General features: G+C 56.6%; 17 protein-coding genes and 2 rRNA genes (1 of these 19 only partly in view). 16 read left to right on the plus strand and 3 right to left on the minus strand.

Annotated elements, in window-relative coordinates; translation table 11 throughout:
• The 5 genes from G7K71_RS11905 to G7K71_RS11925 form a co-directional block, all read left to right on the plus strand.
• A 23S ribosomal RNA gene (locus G7K71_RS11905) occupies positions 1-1335 on the plus strand (it extends 2256 nt beyond the left edge of the window).
• A 148-nt stretch (positions 1336-1483) separates the two neighbouring features.
• Positions 1484-1599: ribosomal RNA gene (gene rrf / locus G7K71_RS11910) — 5S ribosomal RNA — on the plus strand.
• 212 nt (positions 1600-1811) lie between these two features.
• Positions 1812-2762, plus strand: coding sequence for a glycosyl hydrolase family 18 protein (locus tag G7K71_RS11915; protein ID WP_313884977.1), 951 nt, complete (start codon positions 1812-1814; stop codon positions 2760-2762).
• A gap of 112 nt (positions 2763-2874) precedes the next feature.
• Positions 2875-4146, plus strand: coding sequence for a double-cubane-cluster-containing anaerobic reductase (locus tag G7K71_RS11920; RefSeq protein ID WP_013823178.1), 1272 nt, complete (start codon positions 2875-2877; stop codon positions 4144-4146).
• Between the two features lie 27 nt (positions 4147-4173).
• Positions 4174-4944, plus strand: a complete 771-nt coding sequence (locus tag G7K71_RS11925; protein WP_166346701.1) for an acyl-CoA dehydratase activase — start codon at positions 4174-4176, stop codon at positions 4942-4944.
• A gap of 10 nt (positions 4945-4954) precedes the next feature.
• Here G7K71_RS11925 and G7K71_RS11930 read toward each other — a convergent pair whose 3' ends face one another.
• Positions 4955-5569, minus strand: coding sequence for a hypothetical protein (locus tag G7K71_RS11930; protein ID WP_013823176.1), 615 nt, complete (start codon positions 5567-5569; stop codon positions 4955-4957).
• 236 nt (positions 5570-5805) lie between these two features.
• On the opposite strand from G7K71_RS11930, the gene G7K71_RS11935 reads away from it, so the two are divergent.
• The 8 genes from G7K71_RS11935 to G7K71_RS11970 all read left to right on the plus strand — a co-directional run bounded on the left by G7K71_RS11935 (position 5806) and on the right by G7K71_RS11970 (position 17450).
• Positions 5806-7341 carry a YifB family Mg chelatase-like AAA ATPase gene (locus G7K71_RS11935; protein WP_166346704.1) on the plus strand — a complete coding sequence of 512 codons (1536 nt, stop codon included), beginning with the start codon at positions 5806-5808 and terminating at the stop codon, positions 7339-7341.
• Between the two features lie 162 nt (positions 7342-7503).
• Positions 7504-9147: a methyl-accepting chemotaxis protein gene (locus G7K71_RS20075; RefSeq protein ID WP_166346707.1), complete on the plus strand. Its 1644-nt coding sequence runs from the start codon at positions 7504-7506 to the stop codon at positions 9145-9147.
• A 169-nt stretch (positions 9148-9316) separates the two neighbouring features.
• Positions 9317-9511, plus strand: coding sequence for a DUF6485 family protein (locus G7K71_RS19475; protein WP_013823173.1), 195 nt, complete (start codon positions 9317-9319; stop codon positions 9509-9511).
• A gap of 118 nt (positions 9512-9629) precedes the next feature.
• Positions 9630-9908: an acylphosphatase gene (locus G7K71_RS11950; protein WP_013823172.1), complete on the plus strand. Its 279-nt coding sequence runs from the start codon at positions 9630-9632 to the stop codon at positions 9906-9908.
• Positions 9909-10041: 133 nt separating this feature from the next.
• Positions 10042-11751, plus strand: coding sequence for an FAD-dependent oxidoreductase (locus tag G7K71_RS11955; protein ID WP_166346710.1), 1710 nt, complete (start codon positions 10042-10044; stop codon positions 11749-11751).
• A gap of 118 nt (positions 11752-11869) precedes the next feature.
• Complete coding sequence (gene recJ / locus G7K71_RS11960) at positions 11870-14743, plus strand: single-stranded-DNA-specific exonuclease RecJ (RefSeq protein WP_166346713.1); 2874 nt, start codon at positions 11870-11872, stop codon at positions 14741-14743.
• Between the two features lies 1 nt (position 14744).
• The gene (locus G7K71_RS11965; protein WP_166346716.1) at positions 14745-15263 is read left to right on the plus strand and encodes an adenine phosphoribosyltransferase; all 519 of its coding nucleotides are present in this window, start codon (positions 14745-14747) and stop codon (positions 15261-15263) included.
• Positions 15264-15302: 39 nt separating this feature from the next.
• Entirely contained in the window at positions 15303-17450 is a 2148-nt protein-coding gene (locus G7K71_RS11970; protein ID WP_166346719.1) for a bifunctional (p)ppGpp synthetase/guanosine-3',5'-bis(diphosphate) 3'-pyrophosphohydrolase, read from the plus strand.
• Between the two features lie 297 nt (positions 17451-17747).
• Here G7K71_RS11970 and G7K71_RS11975 read toward each other — a convergent pair whose 3' ends face one another.
• Together G7K71_RS11975 and G7K71_RS11985 are read right to left on the minus strand one after the other, a co-directional pair.
• On the minus strand, positions 17748-18527 hold the full coding sequence (locus G7K71_RS11975; RefSeq protein ID WP_395858282.1) for a transposase: 780 nt from the start codon (positions 18525-18527) through the stop codon (positions 17748-17750).
• A 121-nt stretch (positions 18528-18648) separates the two neighbouring features.
• Positions 18649-18975 carry a transposase gene (locus tag G7K71_RS11985; RefSeq protein WP_013822138.1) on the minus strand — a complete coding sequence of 109 codons (327 nt, stop codon included), beginning with the start codon at positions 18973-18975 and terminating at the stop codon, positions 18649-18651.
• Positions 18976-19160: 185 nt separating this feature from the next.
• Between G7K71_RS11985 and G7K71_RS11990 the strand changes: the two genes are divergently transcribed.
• The 3 genes from G7K71_RS11990 to G7K71_RS12000 are packed head-to-tail and all read left to right on the plus strand — an operon-like array spanning position 19161 to position 19978.
• Positions 19161-19529, plus strand: a complete 369-nt coding sequence (locus tag G7K71_RS11990) for a hypothetical protein (RefSeq protein WP_166346725.1) — start codon at positions 19161-19163, stop codon at positions 19527-19529.
• A gap of 60 nt (positions 19530-19589) precedes the next feature.
• Complete coding sequence (locus G7K71_RS11995; RefSeq protein ID WP_166346728.1) at positions 19590-19826, plus strand: glycosyltransferase family 4 protein; 237 nt, start codon at positions 19590-19592, stop codon at positions 19824-19826.
• Positions 19823-19978 carry a sugar phosphate nucleotidyltransferase gene (locus G7K71_RS12000; RefSeq protein ID WP_166346731.1) on the plus strand — a complete coding sequence of 52 codons (156 nt, stop codon included), beginning with the start codon at positions 19823-19825 and terminating at the stop codon, positions 19976-19978. The genes G7K71_RS11995 and G7K71_RS12000 overlap by 4 nt, the downstream gene beginning before the upstream one ends.
• Positions 19979-20130: the final 152 nt, after the last annotated feature.

Raw genomic sequence — 20130 nt, forward strand, 5'->3', positions numbered from 1 at the left:
GGAGAGAATCCTCAGGCGCGCGAGAGAACCCTCGTTAAGGAACTCGGCAAACTGACCCCGTAACTTCGGGAGAAGGGGTGCCCCGGTAGCGTGAAGGTAGGAGCTACTGGAGCGCGAGGGGGCCGCAGAGAAGAGGCCCAAGCGACTGTTTACCAAAAACACAGGTCCCTGCGAAATCGAAAGATGAAGTATAGGGGCTGACGCCTGCCCGGTGCTGGAAGGTTAAGGGGAAGGGTTATCCGAGAGGAGAAGCTCTGAACCGAAGCCCCAGTAAACGGCGGCCGTAACTATAACGGTCCTAAGGTAGCGAAATTCCTTGTCGGGTAAGTTCCGACCCGCACGAAAGGCGTAACGACTTGGGCGCTGTCTCAACGAGGGGCTCGGCGAACTTGTAGTACCCGTGAAGATGCGGGTTACCTGCGACGGGACAGAAAGACCCCGTGGAGCTTTACTGCAGCCTGACATTGGACTTCGGTATTGCATGTACAGGATAGGTGGGAGGCAGGGAAGCCGGGGCGCCAGCCTTGGTGGAGCCGACCTTGGGATACCACCCTTGTGGTATTGGAGTTCTAACAGGGTACCGTGGAGCCGGTACATGGACAGTGTCAGGTGGGCAGTTTGACTGGGGCGGTCGCCTCCTAAAAGGTAACGGAGGCGCCCAAAGGTTCCCTCAGCGCGGTTGGAAATCGCGCGTAAGAGTGCAAAGGCAGAAGGGAGCTTGACAGCGAGACTGACTGGTCGAGCTGGGACGAAAGTCGGGCTTAGTGATCCGGCGGTAGCGAGTGGAAGCGCCGTCGCTCAACGGATAAAAGCTACCCCGGGGATAACAGGCTTATCTCCCCCAAGAGTTCACATCGACGGGGAGGTTTGGCACCTCGATGTCGGCTCATCGCATCCTGGGGCTGGAGTAGGTCCCAAGGGTTGGGCTGTTCGCCCATTAAAGCGGTACGTGAGCTGGGTTCAGAACGTCGTGAGACAGTTCGGTCCCTATCCGTCGCAGGCGCAGGAAACTTGAGAGGAGCTGTCCCTAGTACGAGAGGACCGGGATGGACAGACCGCTGGCGTACCAGTTGTCCCGCCAGGGGCAGCGCTGGGTACCCAAGTCTGGTGGGGATAAGCGCTGAAAGCATCTAAGCGCGAAGCCCTCCTCAAGATAAGGTTTCCCACCCGGCACTCAACTGAGCTTGTCAGGCCAATCCACTTTAAGGAGAGATTGGCACGCTCAGTTGAGTGCCGGGGTAAGACCCCTGGAAGACTACCAGGTAGATAGGCCGGGCGTGTAAGCCGGGTAACCGGTTGAGCGGACCGGTACTAATAGGTCGAGGGCTTGACCAGAATAGAAGTCGGAGGTCGGAAGTCAGAGGTCGGATTTAAGAAGGAAATCGCTTACGCGATTTCCGGGTAAATTCGACTGAAGAGATCCGGTTTCCGGCTGAAAAGGCGAACTAAACTCCGCTGTGAAGTTTTGAGGGAATAAAAAATTTCCGGTGGCCATGCCGGAGGGGAAACACCCGTTCCCATCCCGAACACGGAAGTTAAGCCCTCCAGGGCCGATGGTACTTGGGGGTCTACCCCTGGGAGAGTAGGTCGCTGCCGGAAAATTATTTTTACAACCACCGGTTCTACTGCCGGTGGTTTTTATTTTACGTGGTTGCCGTTGCTTCTTTTCACGGGTCGGGTGCTGGGTCGGGTGCTATGGTTAGTACCAGGAGCGGCCTTTATTGCTAAAATTACGAAAGGAAAGGCTCATATTTTATTTACGGTTCATATTATGAAAACAGAAGGAAATGTTTGGTGACGGAGGGTGTTTTGTGTATCCTTTTCGTTTTAGAAAAACTTTCGAGAACAACTGGTATTACGTGACCGATCCTTTGGGTTTCCAGAGCCTGCAGGAGCACGGCAGGCTGATTACTTACCTGATCCCCTTCTGGTACGGCGTGACCTGGGAGGGCGGCCTTGCCGATCAATCCGACCCCCGCTCCCTGGACCTCATTCGCCGCTTAAATCTGCCCGTTCTGGCCATCGTGCATAACTATGCCAGTCCGGAATACCGTACCCTCATTCACGCTCTGTTGACCGATGATGCCCTGCGCCGGGCACTGGTCAACAGCATTTTAAACATGCTCCGGCGCACCGGGTTTGCCGGGGTGAATATTGATTTTGAATTTGTACCCCCCGAGGACCGGCCATATCTAACCAGATTTATGACCGAACTTTACCAGGTCCTGAAGCCGGAAGGGTTTTTAACCACCATCTCCGTACCGGCCCAACTGGAAGACAATCCCCGCCATCCATTTTCCGGGGCTTTTAGCTACCCGGAACTGGGCGCGGTGAGCGACCAGGTGTACCTTCTGGCCTATGATGAACACTTTGCCATGCCGGGGCCGATTGCTTCCATCGGTTTTGTGCAGCGGGTTTTAACTTATGCCCTTTCGGTAATACCCCGCATAAAAATCCGGTTGGGCATTCCCGTCTACGGTTATGATTGGACCGAAGGGGTGAACATACCGGAAACACTATCCTACCGGCAGGCCATAGAGCGGGCCAGGGAACAAGGGGTTACCCCCCGTTATGACGAAGAAGCCCAGGAATGGACCTACACCTACCAGGTGGACGGCGAAACCCACATCGTGTGGTTTGAAGATGCCCGCAGCTTTGCCGCCAAACTGGCCCTGGTGCGGCGGGAAAACTTACGGGGAATTGGCGTGTGGCGCCTGGGCCTTGAGGACCCCCGTATCTGGTCTCTGGTTGGCACGCTTTAACTTTTGTTATCACCCAGGGTTAACCTATAAAATAATTAAATCGATTAGATAAAGGAAATGTGTAACCAGGTAAAGAAATGTAAGACCTCAAAACACCAGGAGGTCTTTTTTTATGACTGACTATCGCAAGTTGTGGTCTGATTTGGGAATGGACCTGGAAAAGCATGACCGGTTGACCAGTGCTCTGCCTCTGATTTATGAAGAGGTCTACCTGCAGCAGCCGGGCCGCCCGCAGGCCATGGAGTACTTCGACCTGGTGGTGGCCGAAATTCACAGCCTGAGGATTGCCGAACTGGTGGAGCACCGCCGGCGGGGAGGCAAAGTTTGCGGGGTCTTTTGCGTGTTCGTACCCGTGGAGATTATTCGTGCCGCCGGAGCCATTGCCGTCGGCCTGTGCGGCGGCTCCCAGTTCTGGGTTCCCGACGGGGAAAGGGTTTTGCCGCGCAACCTTTGCCCGCTGATTAAAGCGTCGGTGGGTGCCCGTCTCAGCGGTACCTGCCCCTATTTCCAGTCCTGCGACCTCTTAATTGGCGAAACCACCTGCGACGGCAAAAAGAAAGCCTGGGAAGTCCTGGGTGAATATGCTCCCGTCTACGTAATGGACCTGCCCCAGATGAAACGGCCCCGGGACCTGGCTGCCTGGCGCGGGGAGATCGAGTTGTTCCTGGCCAGAATAGAAGAGTTAACCGGCTGCCGGGTGACCCCCGGGAGGCTGGCGGAAGAAATCCGTCTCCAGAACCGGCTGCGTCAAGCACTGGAACGCCTTTATCAAACCCGCAAAGCCGATCCGGTGCCCATAAGCGGGAAGGATGCCCTGCTGGTTACGCAGGTCAGTTTTTACGATGATCCCCGTCGCTTCATTGATAAAACGGAAGCCCTGGCCGCGGAAGCCGAGGCACGCATTGCCTCCGGGCAGGGGGTATTTCCATCCGGGGCCCCGCGCATTCTTGTAACCGGCACTCCAATGGCTATTCCCAACTGGAAGCTGCACCACATTATCGAGACAGCCGGCGCCGCGGTGGTATGCGAAGAAACCTGCACCGGTACCCGCTTTTTCGAGCACCAGGTGGATGAAACCGGACGGACCCTGGAAGAGCAGTTGCAGGCCCTGGCCGAGCGCTACCTGAAAATTAACTGTTCCTGCTTTACTCCCAACCCGGGGCGCCTTGAAGATATTTTCCGCCTGGTTGAAGCTTACCGGGTTGACGGTGTCATCTATTACAACTTACAGTTCTGCCACGGATATGCGGTCGAATATTATGCCGTGGAGAAGGCCCTAAAAGCGCGGGGTATTCCGGTGATGAAAGTGGAAACCGACTATAGCGAAGAAGATACCGGCCAGCTGCGCACCCGGGTGGAAGCCTTCCTGGAAATGTTGCGCTAGCCGGCTCCGAAAGGATGAAAGAACTTAATGACCGTCCTGGGAATTGACATCGGATCCCGGACCATTGCCACTGCCATTTTAAATGAGAAGGGAGAGCTGCTGGCCGGCCAGGTATCTGACAGCGGGCCCCGCCCCCTGGAGCGTGCCCGGGAGATGGCCGGGAACCTGTCGTCATTCTGGCGTGTAGTGGCCACGGGTTACGGGCGCCACGGCGCCCGGGCGGATTTTGCCACCGATTTGATTACCGAGATCAAGGCCCACGCCCTGGGTGCCCGTCACCTTTTTCCCTCCTGCCGCACCGTGCTTGATATCGGCGGCCAGGACAGCAAGGTAATCCGGTTGGACGAACAGGGCCGGGTGGTGGACTTTATCATGAACGACCGCTGTGCCGCCGGAACGGGTAAATTTCTGGAGATTATGGCCCAGGGGTTGGGTTTGCCTCTGGAGGAAATGGTAGCCGCTGCTTCTGCGGGTGATGGGGAAATAACCTTAAACAGCATGTGCACCGTTTTTGCCGAATCGGAGGTGGTATCGCTGCTGGCCGCGGGCCAGCCCGTGGGGGCCGTGGCCCGGGCCGTGCTCAACTCCATTTGCGATCGCACCCAGAACCTGCTTTTACGCTTAGGTATTGAGCCCCCGGTGGTTTTCACCGGCGGGGTGGCGGCCATCCCCGGTTTGCCCGCTTATTTTATCCGGCGCATGGGCCTGCCGGATTTGCTTGTGCCCGCACGTCCCCAGCTGGTGGGTGCCCTGGGTGCGGCCCTGTACGGGATAAAGGTAAAGAAGGCCACGGGATAGCGCCCGTGGCTTATTTACGTGCGTTCATTTTCTCCCGGAACCAGCGGTGGATGTCATCCAGGGCCGGGGGTGCCACGTAAAACACGTGGATGTTCGCAGGGAACTGGACCCCGTGATCTTCCCGGATAAAAAGCAATCCTGCTTCCCCGTCCCCCAGGGTTTCATCAATCCGGCGGGAAATATGGGCAAATCTTTTTTCACTGGCCTCCCGGTAGAACTTGCTGATGATATCAAAAGTTTTCTGGCTCATGACTACGGAAAGGCAATTGCCCCAATCCATGCTTTCGGTAAACAGTTCCATGTCCTCGGTGGCTTCCAGGCTGGCCCCCCGGTCGCACTTTTCCTTGATGATCCGGTAGCTTTTTTCGTGAAATTTCTCGATGATGCTCAGTCCGGTCTCCCCGCTTACGGTAAGGGATTCATGGTAAATTTTTTTGATTGGCCCCATTTTTTGTTCCAGGCCGTTTAAATGCTGTTCTACCTGCTGCCAGTAAGCATTGACCTTTTCGGAAAGATCTTCCGGCATCTCCCTGGGGGTATAAATTAAAGGCACCAGATAAATTTTTCTGCCCGCCTGAAAATTATCAACGGAAGGCTTTTCAATCCTGCCGAGCACTTCAGACATGACTGCAACCTCCTTGTTACCGGAACTCTGTCCCCTTTGAATATAGCATATCGCCGTGCTTTTTGCCAGCCAGCCGGCACAAGAGTTGTCTTTGAGGTGGAAGGGTAGACTACTTTAGTTAATCCCACGTCTCCTTACGCTTGTGTAAAAATTACCCCTTTTTAGGGAGGAACTTGCTGCTTGCTGGCGAAAAATGACAACAGGGTTTTTGCTGCCAAAACAACGGAGGACTTGCTATGCTGGCTATTGTAAAAAGTACGGCCCTTTACGGACTAAACGGGCAGGTGGTGCAGGTAGAGGTTGACGTAAGCAACGGGCTGCCTTGCTTTGACCTGGTGGGGTTGCCCGATCTGGCCTGCCGGGAATCCCGGGACCGGGTGCGTGCCGCCATGAAAAATTCCGGCTTTGAATTCCCGGCACGGCGCATAACGGTAAACCTGGCCCCGGCCGACCTGCGCAAGGAAGGACCCCTTTACGACCTGCCCATTGCCGTGGGCATCCTTGCCGCTACCGGGCAGCTGGATCAGTCCGCCGTAGACCGCTATGTGTTTCTTGGTGAGCTGTCCCTGAACGGGCAGGTGCGGGGAGTGACCGGCGTGCTGCCCAATGTTCTGGCCGCCCGGGAACAGGGTCTGCAGGCGGTAGTAGTGCCCCTGGATAATGCCGCCGAAGCTGCTCTGGTCAAAGATGTACAGGTTTACCCGGTACAGAGCCTGGGACAGCTGACCCGCTTTTTGCTCGGGGAAGAGGAAATTTCACCCTATAAGGTGGACCCGGTCCTGTTGATGAACCGGGTTGACGAAAACTGGGCGGACATGGCCGATGTGCGCGGCCAGGCCACGGTACGGCGGGCCCTGGAGGTGGCGGCAGCCGGGGGACACAATCTGCTGATGGTTGGGCCTCCCGGCTCGGGCAAAACCATGCTGGCCAGGAGGCTGCCGGGCATACTGCCCGACCTTACCTTTGACGAGGCCCTGGAAATTACCAAAATATACAGTCTGGCCGGCTTGTTAAAGCCCGGGGAACCCCTGGTAACCCGGCGGCCCTTTCGCTCACCCCACCACAGTGCCTCGGCGGTGGGCCTGGTCGGAGGCGGGCGCCACCCCCGTCCCGGGGAGATCAGCCTTGCCCACCACGGCGTCCTTTTCCTTGATGAGTTGCCGGAATTTCACCGGGACGTACTGGAGGCCCTGCGCCAGCCCCTGGAAGATGGTGTGGTAACCATCTCCAGGGTAAGCGGTGCGGTGACCTATCCCGCCAGTTTAATGCTTGTGGCCGCCGCCAATCCATGCCCCTGCGGCTTCCTGGGCGATCCGGTCCGGGAATGCACCTGCACTCCCTATCAGGTGCAGCGTTACCTGGGGCGCATTTCCGGCCCCCTGCTGGACCGCATTGACATCCACCTGGAGGTTCCCCGGGTGGATTACGAGGACCTGGCCGGCCGGGAGCCGGGGGAACCGTCTTCGGAGATCAAAAAGCGGGTGGAAAAGGCCCGGGCCGTACAGCGCCGGCGCTTTGGTTCTTCCGGGATCACCTGCAACGCCCGCATGACCCCGGCCCAGGTTCGCCGTTATTGTTCCCTCACCCGGGAAGCCCGCTCGTTGTTTTCATCCGTTTTCCGCCAGTTGAACCTGAGCGCCCGTTCCCATGACCGGGTGCTCAAGGTGGCCCGCACAATTGCCGATCTTGACGGGAGCGATGTCATTGACGCCGCCCACCTGGCCGAGGCGGTGCAATACCGCACCCTGGAGGCCAGGTACTGGCCGGGGTAGACGCTCTTTGCCGCCGTTTGCTTTTCCGGCCCGGACAATCTGTTAAAGTCTGGCCGGGGACAGGGTCCTGATTTTAACCGGGCCGGGGAAATGCCCCGGACTCAATTTTTTTGATTTACGGCCGAAAACTAAAATAATAGAATAGCCAGGAGGAGTGGGACGGTGAAAATTCGCTGGAAGATATTAATTGGCTACGTTATCGTGCTGTTGGTTTTTGCCGTTGCGGCCGGTTTCCAGGTTTACCAGATGCGCCAGGCCAGGGCGGGTTACGAACGGATTATCCAGGGGGAGGTTTTCAAAGCTGCGGAGGCGCAGAAGTTCCTCCTGCTTTTCCAAAGGCTGCCCATTTTGTTCCAGAGCTACATCTTAACCGGCAACGAAGCTGAATTTAAAAATTACAGCAGCCAGAGCGCCGAAGCTGTGCTGCAGCTCAGGAAGCTGGAGGAACTTTGCGATTCGGAGGAGGAAAAAGCGCTGATCAAGGAGATCCAGCGCAAGCTGGATGATTACCGGTCAGTGGCGGGGTATTTAACAACCCTGAAAACGCAGGCGATCGACTATGAGGCGGAATTGAAAGCCCTGCCCGCCACCGGGAGCAATATGGCCAGAAGGATGGATTTAATCAGGCAGGTGGAGGATCTTCAAGGAGAAATATCTTCCTATCTTGCGGAAAAGCATGGCGTGATAGATGCGGTGCTCAAGGCGGGCCAGGATTTTGTGAGTTTGCAGGAAAAATCCCTGCAGTCGGCGGTTGAAAGCAACAGCTTCCTGGTGAACAAGATTGAAATGGTGAACTACCTGGCCGTCGGCATAGCCATGCTTTTGGGCTTGCTAATCGCCTTTTACACCGGACAGTTGATCGCCCGGCCCGTTCAGATGGTGGAGGGGGGCGTCTCCCGCATAGCCGCGGGTGATTTGTCCGTGGCCGACCTCAAAAGCAGCTCCCGGGACGAAATTGGTTCCCTGGCACGTTCGTTTAACCAGATGAAGCAAAACCTGCGGGAAATTGTCCAGAAGGTGGCCGAAGGAGCACGTTCTATTTTCCGTGCCGCCAGCCAGCTGTCCGAGAGCGCCCGGCAGACCAGCGAGGGGGCCACCAGCACTGCTTCCACTATTTCCGAAATTGCCGCCGCCGCAGAAGACGGGGCCGGTAATGCCGGGCAGGTGGCGCAGGCCGCTGAAAAGGCGGCGGCTCTGGCCGAAGAGGGCCAGGCCAAAGTGGAAAGGCTGGTCACCCAGATGGAGAGCATCGAGCACTCGGCCAACCAGGTGGCCAGGGCCATTGCCGAGTTGGGGGAGACCTCCCGGGAAATTTCGAAAATTGTCGAAATGATTACCGGCATTGCCGACCAGACCAACCTCCTGGCTTTGAACGCCGCCATCGAGGCGGCCCGGGCGGGCGAGCGGGGCCGGGGGTTTGCCGTGGTGGCGGAAGAAGTAAGAAAGCTGGCCGATCAGTCGGGCGACGCGGCGAAGGATATTTACCAGCTGGTGCAGCGGATTCAGGAAAGGGCCGCGGGCACTATTGCGAACATGGAGGAAAATGCCCGGCAGGTGCAGGCCGGTAATTTCATCGTCAGGGAAGTGGGGGAACTTTTTACCGGAATTGCGCAAACAGTCCGGAAACTAAACAACCAGATTCAAGAGGTGGCAGCCGCCACCGAGCAAATCGCCGGCAGCGTGCAAAATGTGGCCGGCACCACCCAGGAGCAAACGGCGGCCATGGAAGAGGTTTCAGCTGCGGCGGAGAGCCTGCAAAAACTTGCCGCTGAACTGGAAGAAGCGGCCGCCCGGTTTAAGATTTGAAATGGTGCCAGGCACTTAACTTATTAACTTAATTAGGTAAGCACGTGTCCGCGGCCGGCGCTCAGTCACCAAAGGTATCCTGGAGGGGGTTGCCAGGTGGAACTCCCATGGAGTAAGATAATGCTGAAGTGATTTCAGCTTAATTTTAGAGGGAGGTGCGCGGCAGGTAATGGAATGCCATGTGGAAAAAAATAAAAGTCAATGCACCTGCACCTATGAACCCTGTCCCCGGAAAGGGAAATGCTGCGAGTGTATTGCCTATCACCGCAAACAAAACCAGCTGCCCGGCTGTTTCTTCCCCCCGGATGTTGAAAGGACGTACGACCGTTCCATCGCCCGGTTTATCAAGTGCTACGGGGGCTGAAAAGCTGCCGGGCCGGCGGCCTACTCTTTTTTCAGCATCACCCATTCCTCGGACCGCCCGGCATGCCTTTGAAAACGTTTAGGAGCCTTTGCGTGAGCCATGAGGGGGGTGTGACTTTTTGCTGCGCAAGCGCGTTTATATCAGCGGCAAAGTGCAGGGCGTGTACTTTCGTGTTTATACCCGGGATGCGGCCGTCAAATTTGGCGTAACCGGTTGGGTACGTAACCTCAAAGACGGCCGGGTGGAGGCCGTCTTTGAAGGCGAAAATGGGGCGGTAGAGCAAATGCTCCGCTGGTGCTGGGAAGGGTCGCCTTCTTCCCGGGTGGAAAAAGTGGAAGTGTTCGACGAACCTTACCGGGGCGAATTTAATGATTTTACCATTGCTCCTACGGTCTAGCTTTTTAGAGCTTCCTTATTTACCGCGGGGGCTTATTTTTTATTTCAAACATTTTCTAATTAAAAAAGAGGAGTTCATCGTATTATCGCGAAATAACAATATAACAGCCAATCGAATAAAAGGGGGATCAACCGTGGAAGAGAAGAGAAAAAGAATATTAGTTATCGGAGGCGTGGCGGCGGGGCCGAAAGCGGCTGCCCGGGCCAGGCGCTGCGACCCCGGGGCGGAAATAACTATTGTTGAAGAGGGAAGCTTCCTTTCCTATGCCGGCTGCGGCATGCCCTTTTACATTGGAGGCATGGTGGAAAAGCATGAGGAGCTTATGGCCACACCGGTGGGAGTTGTCCGGGATGCAGCCTTTTTCCGCAACGTCAAGGACATTAACGTGCTCACGGGCACCAGGGCCGAAGCCATCGACCGGAAAAATAAGACCGTCCGGGTGACCAATTTAGCCACCCGTGAAACTTACGACCTCCCCTACGACAAGCTGGTTCTGGCTACCGGCAGCAAACCGGTCCGGCCGCCCATTCCGGGTATGGATCTGGCGGGAGTGTACACGCTGGGAAACCTGGAGGAAGCCCGGGCCGTCCGCCAGGCGGTTGAACAGGGTGCCCGCCGGGTGGTTATTATTGGGGGCGGCTTGATCGGCCTGGAACTGGCCGACACCCTGGCAGCTAAAGCCGGGATCACCATCGTGGAGCTGATGGACCACGTTTTATCAACCCTTTTAGACCCCGAGCTTTCCATCCTTGTGGAAAGGGTTCTGCGCGGCAAAGGCGTGCAGTTGTTCCTGGGCAGCAGGGTGGAACGCATTGAAGGCGATGGCCGGGGTGCCGTGGCCCGGGTCGTCACCACCGCCGGTTCCTTTGACGCGGATCTGGTGGTTGTGGCGGCGGGGGTAAGGCCGCGGGTGGAACTGGCCCGGGAAGCGGGGCTTGAGCTCGGGGAAACGGGAGCCATCAAGGTGAATGAGTACCTGCAGACTTCCGACCCGGATATCTATGCCGGCGGGGACTGCGTGGAAAACATCCATCTCATCTCCGGTCGGCCGGTATACACCCCCATGGGTTCCGTGGCCAACCGTCACGGCCGGGTGATTGGCGATAACGTGGCCGGAGGCCGGGACACTTTCTCCGGCGTGCTGGGAACGGCCATTCTCAAAGTTTTTGAAATGAACATCGGCCGTACGGGCCTTTCCGAAAGCGAAGCCCGCCGCCTGGGTTACCATGTAGAGTCCTTCATCTGCCCCGCGCCCGACCGGGCCCATTTTTACCCGGGGAGCAAGCCCGTTATCATCAAGCTGGTGGCCGATGCTTCCACCCGCAAGCTTCTGGGTGCCCAGATCCTGGGGCCGGGGGATGTGAACAAACGTCTGGATGTAATGGTGGCAGCCCTGAGCATGGGAGCCACGGTGGATCAGCTGGCCACCTTTGACCTGGCCTATGCGCCGCCCTTCTCTACCGCCCTGGATCCCCTTACCCATGCCGCCAACTGCCTGCGCAACAAGCTTGACGGGCGGGCCAGATCCATCAATCCCCTGGAGGTGAAGAAACGCCTGGCGGCGGGGGAGGATTTTGTGCTTCTGGATGTGCGTACCCCGGCGGAGTTTAATGAAGTGCGCCTGCCCTATCCCAATGTGGTATTCATACCCCTGGGCAAACTGCGGGAGCGGGCAAAGGAACTGCCCAGAGACCGGGAAATCATTGTTTTCTGCAAGGTGAGCCTGCGGGGCTGGGAGGCGCAGACCATTCTGGAAAGGCTGGGCTTTACAAACGTCAGCTTCTTTGAAGGAGGCATTGCCGCCTGGCCCTTTGAGCTGGATACCGGCCCGCGCCAGTCATAAGGCTTAATAACTGTACGGGCGCCCGGTGGTTTTCTCATCCGGGCGCCTTAATCTTTTTCCATTGCCAGGCTTGTGGGAGTTCATTTATAATCTACTTGAGGTAGGAAGTATGCAAAAAATGGTAAAAGAAAAGGTCTGGCGTGTTAAAGAAGAAAATCCGGTTTTGCAGCAGATCCTTTCCTGGAAATTGGGAATCTCGCCGCTGCTTGCCCGTCTGCTGGTCAACCGGGGAGTGTTGACGGTTGAAGATGCCCGGCTTTTTCTTAAGGGCAATTTAAATCAGGCGGGAGATCCATACCTGCTGCCGGACATGCACCGGGCGGTAGAAATAATTCTCGCGGCCATAAAGAACCGGAAGAACATCCTGGTTTACGGAGATTATGATGCCGACGGTGTTACCGCCACCGCCCTTATGGTGAAGGTTTTGGAACGGCTGGGTGCCCGGGTGGATTACTACATACCCCACCGCCTGACCCAGGGCTACGGCCTGCATGAAGGGGCGCTGCAGTGGGCGCGGCAGGCCGGGGTGGATCTCCTCGTCACCGTGGACTGCGGTATCAGCGCAAGAAAGGAGGTGGAAGCAGCAAAGAGGGCCGGCGGGCCGGAGATCATCATCACCGATCACCACCAGGTGCCGGAGGAAATCCCTCCCGCACTGGCGGTAATTAACCCGCAGAGGAGGGACTCCTCCTATCCCTTCAAGGAACTGGCCGGGGTAGGGGTGGCCCTGAAACTGGCCCAGGCGCTCTTGCAGGCCGCCGGCGAGGGAGAAACTGCCTGGCATGATTACCTTGACCTGGCCTGCGTGGGGACGGTAGCCGACATTGTTCCCCTTACGGGGGAAAACCGCCTGCTGGTAAAGCACGGTTTACCCAAACTGGCGGCTACCGCCAATCCCGGACTGCAGGCCCTGATGCAGGTAAGCGGCGTGAAGGCGGAAAAAATAGGCACCAGGGAGGTGGGCTTCGCCCTGGCTCCCCGGTTGAATGCCGCCGGCCGCATGGGTGACTCCCGGATGGCCGTGGAACTCCTGCTCTGCCGGGACCCGGTACGGGCCGGGGAACTGGCGGCACAACTGGACCGGGAGAACCGGGAGCGCCAGCAGGTGGAGTCCCGGGTTCTGGCGGAGGCCCTGGGTATGCTGGATGCCCTGGGGCGCACCCGAGATCTGGTGGTGGTACTGGCTTCACCCGGCTGGCATCCGGGGGTGATTGGCATTGTGGCCTCCAAGCTGGTGGAAATTTTATACCGGCCCGTGCTGCTGGTATCCCTGGATGGCGGCCAGGGGAAGGGTTCCGGTCGCAGTATTCCCGGCTTTCACCTGTACCAGGCTTTATCTTCCTGCCGGGAGCATTTGCTGGCTTTCGGAGGGCATGAGGGCGCGGCGGGTTTTACCATAACTGCCGACCGGGTGGACGCTTTGCGGGAAGCCCTTAATGATTATGCCGCTGCCGTAATGTCCCCGGACCTGTTGCGGCCAGGGCTGGAGATAGACGCCCTGGTTTCCCTGGAAGACATTCCCTGCGAAGTGGTGGCCGAGCTGGAAAGCCTGAGTCCTCATGGCCACGGCAACCCCGAACCGTTGCTGGCCTGCTGCGGTGTGGCGGTAATTAATTGCCGGGAAGTGGGGCGGGACGGCCGCCACCTGAAATTACTGGTGCGGGAGAATGGAACGGTACGGGACAGCATTGGTTTTGATCTCGTCGGTTATCTGGAGAATCTGGCTCCGGGGGAGGCAGTGGATCTGGCTTTTGTGCCTTCCCTGGACCAGTGGAACGGCAATGTACGGGTGCAGCTGGAAATCAGGGATCTGCGACGGGCCGGAGAATGGGAAGGGGCACCCCCGCTCCAGGAACCCGGCATTGCCCCGGACCGGGGGATGGATGATTTTCTGGTTGCTCTACATACTGAAGCTGAAAAATCTCCAGTCCGGAGCCCTTATTTCTTCTGGCCCGAATTTATCCAGCGCAAACTGGCAGAATATGAGCAAAAGGGGTCCGGGTCTCTTGCGGCGGTACTGCAAATTCCCGGCGGCCTGAACCATCATGCCGCTATCCCCCTGGAATGTTCCGCCTTTCCCCCGGTTGCCTGTTCTGCAGAAGGGGCACCGGATACATTGCAGCTAACCGCAGAACTCCCCTTTCGGATAGAAGACTTACGGGGGCAATTTGCCCGGCCATCCTGGCTCGCCGGGCTGGCCGATGCGAGACAGCGTCTTCTGGTGGTGGTCGGTTCGGCCCACCGTACGGTGGAGCTGGCCTTTTACCTGCGGCGGGTTTGTTCCGGCCCCGGGAGGCAGGTGGCCTTTTGCCACCCCTGGCTGAGCAGCCGGCGGCGGGAACTGCTGCGCCAGCTTTTTGCCCGGGGGGAGATAAACGTGTTGCTGACCACGCCGGCTCTGGCCCCCGCCCTGGCCGGTGCCGGGACCGGCCACCTGGTGATTTATAACCTGCCCTACCATCGTGAGGAGTGGGATTTGCTGCTTGCAGCGGCCCTGGCCGGAGAAGTACAGTCTCTCTGGCTGCCCTTTGGTGCGGAAGACATGCAGGAGGCCCGTTTTTACCTGGCGGCCCTGGCGCCGGACAGGGATCCCCTGGCCAGGTTGTATACCCTTTTACACCGGGCCGCCAGGGAAAACAGTGCTCGCCCGCATGGCCGGGAGGCCGGATCCGTGGAAACGGGTGGGGATGGCTTTTCCCGCCGGCTGGCCGGCCTGCTGCGTCGCGGCGGCTGCCCCTGGGTGCAGGATTTTACAGTGGCACTGGGTTTAAAGGTCTTTTCTGAGCTGGGTTTGGTGGAGTGGTCGCCCCCGGGAAGCGGGTGGCCGGTTTCTTTGCGTCCTGCAGGCGGGCAAAAGCTGTCCCTGGAGGCGTCCCCCACTTACCGCCGGCTGCACCAGCTCAAAAAAGAGGCCCTGGCCTGGCAAAAACATGCCCTGGAAGCCCCCGTTCGGGAAATTGTTGCCGGCTCTTTAACAGAAAGGAGGCGGTGAAATGGACCTGAAACAGAAAATTCGCGTGATTCCCGACTATCCCCGGGAAGGAATCAGCTACAAGGACATCACCCCCTTGCTGCGGGACGGCCGGGCCTTCCGCTATGCCGTCCAATCCCTGGCCGCCGAGTGCAAAAATAAAGGGGCGGAACTGGTGGTCTGTCCCAAGGCCCGCGGCTTGATGATCGGGGCGCCGCTGGCCTACATCCTGGGCATCGGGCTGGTGGTTTTGCGCAAGCCGGGCCAGCTGCCCGGAGAAGTTTTCACCTGGCACTACGACCTGAAGTTTGGCGGCGATGCTCTGGAAGTGCACCGGGACGCCATACGTCCGGGGCAGAAGGTGCTGGTGGCCGATGAACTTCTGGCCACCGGCGGTACGGCCTACAACGCCATCCGGTTGGTTGAGGAACTGGGGGCGGAAGTGGTGGGGGCGGTCTTTTTAATTGAATTAACCGGGCTCGGAGGCCGGGTTAAGCTGAGAAATTATGACACCATCTCCCTGGTGCAGTATAATTATTAAAAGCAACAGTTTTTGCTTTACTTCAGGGAAGTGACTTGCATGCTCCAGGAACTGGTACACAGGGTAATTTTATATCACCCGCAGGCAGACGTGGCCCTCTTGAGCAAGGCCTACCGTTTTGCGGAACAGGCCCACCGGGACCAGAAGCGCATCTCGGGAGAACCCTTCATCACCCACCCCGTGGCGGTAGCCCATATTCTGGCGAACCTGCAGATGGACCTGCAGACCCTGGTGGCCGGCCTGCTCCACGACGTGGTGGAAGATACCGGCGTCACCCTGGAGGAAATCAAGACCGCCTTTGGTGACGAGGTGGCCCTGCTCGTAGATGGAGTGACCAAGTTAAGCCGCCTGGAGTACCGGTCCAAGGAGGAGCATCAAGCGGAAAATTTGCGCAAAATGTTTTTGGCCATGGCCCAGGACATCAGGGTAATCCTGATTAAACTGGCCGACCGGCTGCACAACCTGCGCACCCTGAAGTACCACACTGAAACCAAGCAGAAGGAAATAGCCAGGGAAACCCTGGAGATCTACGCTCCCCTGGCCCACCGGCTGGGCATATATCACCTGAAATGGGAACTGGAAGACCTGTCCTTCCGTTACCTGGAGCCGGAAAAGTATTACGAACTGGCCGAGCGGGTATCCCGCACCAGGCGGAAGAGGGAGGAATATATCCGGACAGCCATCCAGATTTTACGGCGGAAGCTGGCCGAAGCGGGCATTTTTGCCGACATCCAGGGGCGGCCCAAGCACCTGTACAGCATTTATACCAAAATGGAAAAACAACAAAAGGACCTCAGTGAAATTTACGATGTGATGGCTGTACGGGTGATTGTGGAGTCGATCCGGGACTGCTATGCCGTCCTGGGTACGGTGCATACCCTCTGGAAACCCATCCCCGGGCGTTTTAAGGACTACATTGCCATGCCGAAATCAAATATGTACCAGTCCCTCCATACCACCGTCGTCGGACCGCAGGGGGAACCCCTCGAGATCCAGATCCGCACCCGGGAGATGCACCGTACGGCCGAATATGGTATTGCCGCCCACTGGCGGTACAAGGAAGGCGGCAAAACAGACCGGGACCTGGATCAAAAGCTGGCCTGGCTGCGGCAGATTCTGGAATGGCAGCGGGAACTGCGGGATGCCAGGGAATTCATGGAAAGCTTGAAGATCGACCTTTTTGCCGATTCAGTATTTGTCTTTACGCCAAAGGGGGATGTGATCGAACTTCCGGCGGGGTCGGTGCCCATTGATTTTGCCTACCGGGTGCACACCGAGGTGGGTCACCGCTGCGTGGGGGCCAGGGTCAACGGGCGTATCGTACCCCTTGACTACCAGCTGAAAAACGGCGACATTGTGGAGATTCTCACTTCCAAAAACGCCGTGGGACCCAGCCGGGACTGGCTCAACGTGGTCAAAACCTCCCAGGCCAAAAACCGCATCCGCCAGTGGTTTAAAAGGGAACAGCGGGAGGAAAACATCATCAAAGGGCGGGAAGCCCTGGAGCGGGAGGCCCGCAAGCAGGGTGTGGATGTGGAATTGCTGAAAGGGGAGAAGGTTCTCCAGTTCGGGCGGCGGTTCAACCTGACCACCGTAGAAGATGTGTATGCGGCCGTAGGCGACGGCACCCTGACCGCCCAGGCGGTAATAAACCGCCTCAGGGAAGAAATCAAGGCTCCAAAAGCTCCGCCCGAGACAACCCAGCCGGCCAGGGTGAAACCCCACCAGGACTCCACATCCGCCCAGGGGATCCGGGTTAAAGGGACCGGCAACCTCCTCATCCGGTTGGCCCACTGCTGCAACCCCATACCCGGGGACCCCATTATCGGTTACATTACCCGGGGGAGGGGAGTATCCATTCACCGGGTGGACTGCCGCAATGTGGCTTTATTCCAGCAGGGGGAAAAAGATCGCCTGGTGGAAGTGGCCTGGGATGGGGAGTTCCAGTCTCCCTTCCTGGTTAAACTGGAAGTGTCCGGCATGGACCGCGCCGGGCTTTTGAGCGATGTCATGGCCATCTTGAGCGAATTGAAGATCAGTGCCAACTGGGTAAATGCCCGGGGGCTGAAAAACCGGCAGGCAGTCATTGAACTGCTGCTGGAAATGAAGAGCAAGGAGCAGCTTGATATAATTGTCAGCCGCATAAACCGGGTTAAGGATATCTACGAGGTCAGGCGCACTAGCTAAATTCTGGAGTTACAATCAACACTCCCGGCTCACCGGCGGGCTGACCCCCTAAGATTGGACAATTAGACTTTCGATCTTATGATTTTAAAGAATTTCATTCCCAGGCGGTGGCCTTGACGGCCACCCCGCACGTGGTCCGTTGAAACCACCGACGGGGCGGCTCCGGGGAACATGCTATGGACAAGAAGCACGCCCCGTCGGCTATCCATTGTACCACGTGCGGGGTCCCCGGCCGTCAAGGCTACCCTGCGGCGCCGCCCGGAAAACCCTCAAAGGCTCACCAGGGAACATGCCTTTTTATAGCTTAACCGGCTTTAGTTGCAGTTGATTTTTCTTCAAAAGCTGGTAACATTCCGCCGACGCCAAATAGTGCGTAGCTGAGTGAATACGAACGGTGTTATAATACCGGATAAACCTGGCCACCGTCTTGTACGCTTCTGCGTAACTGGAGAATTCGTGGCGGGACAGGCACTCTTCCTCTAGAATCGAATGAAAGGCCTCGATGTGGGCATTTAGATTCGGCGTTTTAAAGGGTATTCTTTCATGTTCAATATTTAGCTCCAGGCATGTCTCCTCAAAGAGATTGCTAATGAACTGTGGTCCATTATCAGACCGGATTACCGGCTTTCCTTCCACCGTAAGTAACTGCCGCTTGAAAAGTGCCCTTTTGAGGGTAATAACGGCATCCTTAGCTTCACAGGAGAGCCCAATATGGTAATCCACAATACAGCGGTCGTAAACATTAATTATGGGCATGATGAAGAAAAAACGGTCTTCCCCGGCAATATAACCGTATTTTACGTCCACCTCCCACAGTTGGTTGGAGGCAGTAACCAACCGGTTTCGGGCTAATTTTCTCGCATGTTTCCTTTTGATTTTTCTTTGGGGCCGTAAAACCTCCAATTCTTTACAGAGGCGGTAAACCTTTTTCTTATTGATTATCAGGTTGAATTTTTTCCGCAAGCAGTAGGTTAGTTTTAAATACCCGTAGGTGAGACCTTCGCCGGTGATAAGCTCACAAATCCATTCCTTTACCTTTTCGTTGCTAATTGGGATTCGGGGCGTCCGCCAGTACAGGTCCGGTTTTTCGGTTGGGAATACCGGTGCAAGCTGTAGTAATAGGTGGAACGGCTAATCCCAATAATTCTCAATACAATTGATGCTTTATAGCCCAGAGAAATCCACTTTCTGGCAACCTCTATTTTATCGGCAAGTGTGGGTTGGTTTTTTTTAGCAGGTCACGGAGAATGGCAATTTCCAGGTCTTTTTCACCCAACAATTTTTTAAGCTTTTCATTTTCTTGCACCACTGTTTTATATTCTCTGGAAGAATAGGAGGTTTCCCGCATGTTATTTTGTTCTTTTACCGGGTGAAATGTCCCATATCTTTTATAGTTTCTTACCCAGCGACCAACGAGGGTGGGACAAATTTCATGCCTGCGGGCTACAATAGAGGCGTTGCCCGTTTCCATGGCTTCTTTGACAACCTGCATTTTTAGTTCTGGCGAGTACTTGTTTCTAGTCATCTGAGATTAACCCCCTTATCAATAATGTTACGAATTTAGGTCGAATTGTCCAATATGGTTAGGGGGCTAAAAAGGCAGAAGACTTAATTTCCGCAACAGAAGAACGTATAAAAAAATACGTTCTGGAGCGCGATGCAGTCGATCCTGTCAAGCAGCCTCTCAGTTCTAAAATCGTTGATTTCAGTGTGAACGTGGCCGAACAGGTTCATAATCTACAAAAGCTGCTCAAAGAAACCGTTTATACATCGTATGACGTATCACGTGCAGACATCAAGGCTCGCCTGTACATACAGCGCGTTTTTAAAGCCTATCTTGAGCAGCCGGCACGCATGCCCGACTATGTCTACCGCAAGTATAGCGATGTGCTTAAGTATAGCAATGTGCTCCGGATTCCTGAAGGCAAAGAGCTTAAACGCTCCAGTCTTGAAAAGCTTAAGGTCAAGATAGAGGATGACCCCCTTTTTGTCCGGACTATAGCCGAACATATAGCAGGTATGACCGACCAGTACCTCTTGAACGAATACCGGCAGCTCTTCGCTCCAGAAGTGTGGTGATCCCTTTACATACCTGGTATGCTTATCGCTTACGGCAAGGGTGGGGTGGAGGATACGATAGTGCCTGCAACTGGAGATAACTGGGAGTCGGCCACAGGCATTTTCTTTCACGAGCAAACGGTGAACGCGCTGCAAGCAACGGTGAAGCAGTTTTTGGCCTGGGAAGGCTGTTTCCGGCCGGAGGTGCTGCGCCGCAATGCGGAGCGATTTGGACGGGAGCGGTTTAAGGTAGAAGTTACAGTTTTTGTCCAAGAGAAGTGGGAAGAATTTCAGAATATGGGCAGGAAGGATAAATGAAAGCCCTCGTTTTCTCCGGCGGGAACGGAACGCGCCTGCGGCCCCTTACCTGCACCACGGCCAAGCAGCTGATCCCAATGACCAACAAGCCCATCATTTTCTTCGTGCTGGAGCAGGTCCGCGCGGCGGGCATAGAGATGCGAGCATCATGATTTCCCCGGAGACGTCCGGTGTCACAGCGGGCGCTATGGCAGCCACGGTGCTCAGCAAAATCCTGGGCTTCAGGCGGGAGTCCGCGCCGGCTGCCGTCGCATGAGAAATCCTGGGCTGACTAACAGGCGAGGAGGGTGGAAAGCCGGGGGCT

The sequence above is a fragment of the Desulfofundulus sp. TPOSR genome, from assembly GCF_011393055.1.
Taxonomy (GTDB): domain Bacteria; phylum Bacillota; class Desulfotomaculia; order Desulfotomaculales; family Desulfovirgulaceae; genus Desulfofundulus; species Desulfofundulus kuznetsovii.

Bases quoted from the DNA above. Each gene is read 5' to 3' on its own strand.
- G7K71_RS11965 (WP_166346716.1), top strand. From the start codon at position 14,745: ATGGACCTGAAACAGAAAATTCGCGTGATTCCCGACTATCCCCGGGAA.
- G7K71_RS11970 (WP_166346719.1), top strand. From the start codon at position 15,303: ATGCTCCAGGAACTGGTACACAGGGTAATTTTATATCACCCGCAGGCA.
- G7K71_RS11985 (WP_013822138.1), bottom strand. From the start codon at position 18,975: ATGACTAGAAACAAGTACTCGCCAGAACTAAAAATGCAGGTTGTCAAA.
- G7K71_RS11935 (WP_166346704.1), top strand. From the start codon at position 5,806: ATGCTGGCTATTGTAAAAAGTACGGCCCTTTACGGACTAAACGGGCAG.
- G7K71_RS12000 (WP_166346731.1), top strand. From the start codon at position 19,823: ATGAAAGCCCTCGTTTTCTCCGGCGGGAACGGAACGCGCCTGCGGCCC.
- G7K71_RS19475 (WP_013823173.1), top strand. From the start codon at position 9,317: ATGGAATGCCATGTGGAAAAAAATAAAAGTCAATGCACCTGCACCTAT.
- recJ (WP_166346713.1), top strand. From the start codon at position 11,870: ATGGTAAAAGAAAAGGTCTGGCGTGTTAAAGAAGAAAATCCGGTTTTG.
- G7K71_RS11930 (WP_013823176.1), bottom strand. From the start codon at position 5,569: ATGTCTGAAGTGCTCGGCAGGATTGAAAAGCCTTCCGTTGATAATTTT.
- G7K71_RS11920 (WP_013823178.1), top strand. From the start codon at position 2,875: ATGACTGACTATCGCAAGTTGTGGTCTGATTTGGGAATGGACCTGGAA.
- G7K71_RS11925 (WP_166346701.1), top strand. From the start codon at position 4,174: ATGACCGTCCTGGGAATTGACATCGGATCCCGGACCATTGCCACTGCC.